This window comes from Deltaproteobacteria bacterium (genome assembly GCA_009930495.1).
GTDB lineage: Bacteria > Desulfobacterota > Desulfovibrionia > Desulfovibrionales > Desulfomicrobiaceae > Desulfomicrobium.
Window position 1 is genome coordinate 1 of record RZYB01000231.1, and the last position, 3,432, is coordinate 3,432.

Sequence of the window (3,432 nt, forward strand, 5' to 3'; positions counted from 1 at the left end):
GGTCTTGGAGTTGGCCTGGAATCCTTTTTCCGTGGTGATCATCTTCACGAACTCCGTGGCCAGATCCACGTTGGACTGTTCCAGGGAATTGGAAGCGATGCTCCCCTTGCCGCCGGTGTTGGCTAGGCCGGTGATTGGCGGCCCGGAAGACTTGGTCTCGGAGAACAGATTTCCGCCCTCGCGATACAAGGAATAATTATTATTGAATGTGGCCAGGGTCACGGCAAAAAGCTGCAAAACCTGTCCGTTGGAGTAGTTACCGGTGATGACGCCATCGCGATCCACGGAGATGTTCTGTAAAAATCCAGCGGTGTAGCCATCCTGGGATTGAAAGATCGTGGTCGAGCCCGTGCTGTAATTCGTCGAAGCCAGCGCGCTGATCTCCGGCGAAGCAATGCCATTGATCGCCTTCAAGCCGTCCGCGACCGAATCGTATGATCCACCATCCACGGCAGCGAGCAACCCCTGGAGCTCCGCCAGATTGTTCAGACCTTCCTTGCCGGCGTTATCCTCGCCGCCTATCCAATCCGTTGACTTGTTTCGAATACCGAAATTGATCTCTATGTTTTTGGATTTACTGTTGGCATCCAACGTTTCATCCTTTGGTGGCACGTTTGCCGTCAAGGCATCCTTGTCCGTGGCCGTGATGCTGCCGTTTTCGGATCCCAAAAAATTCGCGGTGCAGATCGGGTAGCCATTTTGCGAAAAATTCGCCGGCGTCCAATTCTCGATCCTACTGGCATCGGTGGCAAACGTGCCCTCCACGGGGGCAACGGCCGGCGGACCCGGATCGGATGGTATGGGAGCCACACCACCTGTGCCGTCGTAAGGATTGTTGATCGTAAAGGCCGACATGTTCTCCATCTCACCGGCGGAGTTATACGTCATGGTTCCGGCCATGAGGATGCCCCGCTTGCTCTGATCGGGCTGAGCCCCCCAAAACTCACGGTTGTCCTCGTTGACCGGCACGGTGACGATGTATTCCCAATACCGCTTGCCCCCCGCGCTGTTGACCACGTCCGGATCTTCCACGGGGTCCATGTACACCGTCAGATTATGCGCGGTTCCGTTTTCGTCATAGACCTTGATGGTCGACTGGTAGGCATACTTGTCGTCGCCGATAGGTCCTTCCGCGGAGGTCGCGTCATACGTGTCGAACAAAGCCGTCAGTGGGCTCCCATCCAGATCAGCACCATTGAGCGGGTCCTCGGACAGTGGCGGCAAGCCGTCGTTGGTCACCTTGTCCGCCGATTGGGAATCCACGTTGACGATCATGTCCACCCGACTGGTGGCTTGGGGAGGAGACTGAAAATTGTTCAGCTTGATATCTTGCGGCACCCCCGCGATCTTGACTCCTGTCTGTTCGGTCATGGTCGAGTCACCACTGGCGGCCACGCTCGAATCCTCCTGCAACACCTCCCATCCCTGAACCCGATATCCATGGGTATCGACCAGGAATCCGTCCTGATCAAAAGTGAAGTTTCCCGCCCGGGTGTAATAACTTACTTCCTGACCCACGGGAGAGACCACGAAGAAACCGTTGCCGCCAATGGACAAATCCGTCGAAGACGTCGTGGTCTCGACCGAACCCTGGGAAAAATCACCACGAACCACGCCAATGGCCGCACCGCGTCCAATCTGGCCAATTCCAGCGGCAGTGGATATTTGCTGACTCAGGGCGTCCTCGAACTGCATGGTCGAAGCCTTGAATCCCACGGTCGACACGTTGGATATATTATTGCCGATAACGGTCATCCCTTCGCCATGAACCTTCAGGCCGCTGGTCCCGGAATACATTGATGCTGACAAACTCATATCTACCCCCTCATTTCACCATGCAACATGGACAAACCGCTACTAGCCTTCAGCTTCCGCCCGTGACGACGAGGCGTCGGTCGCTGACGAGTCCTCCGTGGAGGCCTTTTCCGTGGATGGCGTGTCGTCCGCGGACGATGCATCCTCCGTGGACGACGAAGATACCGACGAGGCCGAAGTTCCCTGGGTGACCATGGAAATATCGTCAAACCCGACCGTACGACCGTCGCCCAGCGTAAAAGAAGTCCCGTCGCTATTTCTTGAAATACCAACTATTGTTCCAGTGACCTTTGTATTCACGAGAACCGCGCTGCCATCGGAGCTTTCGGCCGCGAAATACACCGAGTATTTCCCATTCGGCGCTTCGTTTCCCGTGTATTCAAGTCCATCCCATGAAAAATTATACTCACCAGCCTGCATGGAATTCAAACTTTGCGTGCTTACGATGTTGTTATTCTGGTCATAAACATTGATTCGCACTGTCGACGCCGCATCATTCAGCGTGAAATAGATCGGCGTGACGCCTTCATCCATCTTCGTGATTGCGTTGCCCTCGGCGACCACATTCTTGCCAATGTAACTCGCGGCGCTCAAGGCATCCTGCTTGGCCAGGGTTTCATTGATCGATTCGATCCCGGCCGCGACATTGTTCATTTGCTCCAAGCTCGAGAACTGCGCCAACTGGGCAATGAATTCCTTATCATCGAGCGGATTGAGCGGATCCTGATGCTGAAGCTGCGTGACCAGCAGCTGTAAAAAATCATCCTTGTCCAGGGCGCTACTCGCGCTCGGCGACGAACTGGAAGTATTCGTTGTCGCGGAACTTAATCCGGAAAGAATGGAATCAACGGTCATACGGCGCTCCTGTCAGGCAAAGAGGTCCAATCCACCACTGGAATTTTTTTCCGTGTACGAGACCTCATGCACATCCTGGGCCAGACTTCCATCAGAGCCACTTAAAAATCGAAAACGCTGGCTCGACATGGATGACTCCCGATTTCTTTGCGACTCATTATGCTGCTCCGCCCCTTGCCATTGGGCGTCCGTCTGCCCATCGGGAAGCTGGGTCTGCACCTCAAGCTTGCCAACCCGGAGGCCTTGCGCCTCGAGCTGGCCGCGCAAATGCCCAAGCTGCTCGTTCAGGGCCTGCGTTGTTTCCGGACTGGTCGCGCGCAGGACAGCCTGCACCTCCTTGCCATGAACCCGCAAAATAACGCTCACCTGGCCCAACTCGGGCGGATCGAGTCTGATGACCAGCTGCTTGCCGCCTTGGGACAAATTGGTGAACGCACCATTCTCAACCTGCTTGTACACCTCGGCCTGGCGCGCAAGCGATGCGTCCGCCTTGGCCGCCAGCGCTTCCGTTCTGGCCTGGCCTGTCACCGCGAGCTCTGCTTCCATGGAAAACGACGGCGCGGCGGCGCCCGACGGCTCGGCAAGCATGGCCGCGCCTTTCTCTTGTCCGAAAGCAAATTTGGAATCCGCCCCGCTCTCATGCCTCGACCGTTTCTGATCCGCGAAGCCGTCTGAAAATGTATTTCCCATGGATGGGGCAGATTTTTTCACGGCAGGAGAAGGAGACGCCTGCTCGGCGCTTTTTCCCAGCGCGTCCTCGGT

At 56.1% G+C, this 3,432-nt stretch carries 3 protein-coding genes; all 3 read right to left on the minus strand.

Translation table 11 applies throughout. The features are described from left to right. A partial coding sequence (locus EOL86_13010; GenBank protein NCD26493.1) for a flagellar hook-basal body complex protein occupies positions 1-1,815 on the minus strand: 1,815 nt, incomplete at its 3' end. A 42-nt stretch (positions 1,816-1,857) separates the two neighbouring features. After that, positions 1,858-2,670: a flagellar hook assembly protein FlgD gene (locus EOL86_13015; GenBank protein ID NCD26494.1), complete on the minus strand. Its 813-nt coding sequence runs from the start codon at positions 2,668-2,670 to the stop codon at positions 1,858-1,860. Positions 2,671-2,682: 12 nt separating this feature from the next. Beyond that, a complete protein-coding gene (locus EOL86_13020) occupies positions 2,683-3,381 on the minus strand; it encodes a flagellar hook-length control protein FliK (GenBank protein ID NCD26495.1) in 699 nt (232 codons plus the stop codon). Between the last annotated feature and the right edge of the window lie 51 nt (positions 3,382-3,432).

Coding starts and splice junctions, on each gene's coding strand:
- EOL86_13015 (NCD26494.1), bottom strand. CDS start 2,670: ATGACCGTTGATTCCATTCTTTCCGGATTAAGTTCCGCGACAACGAAT.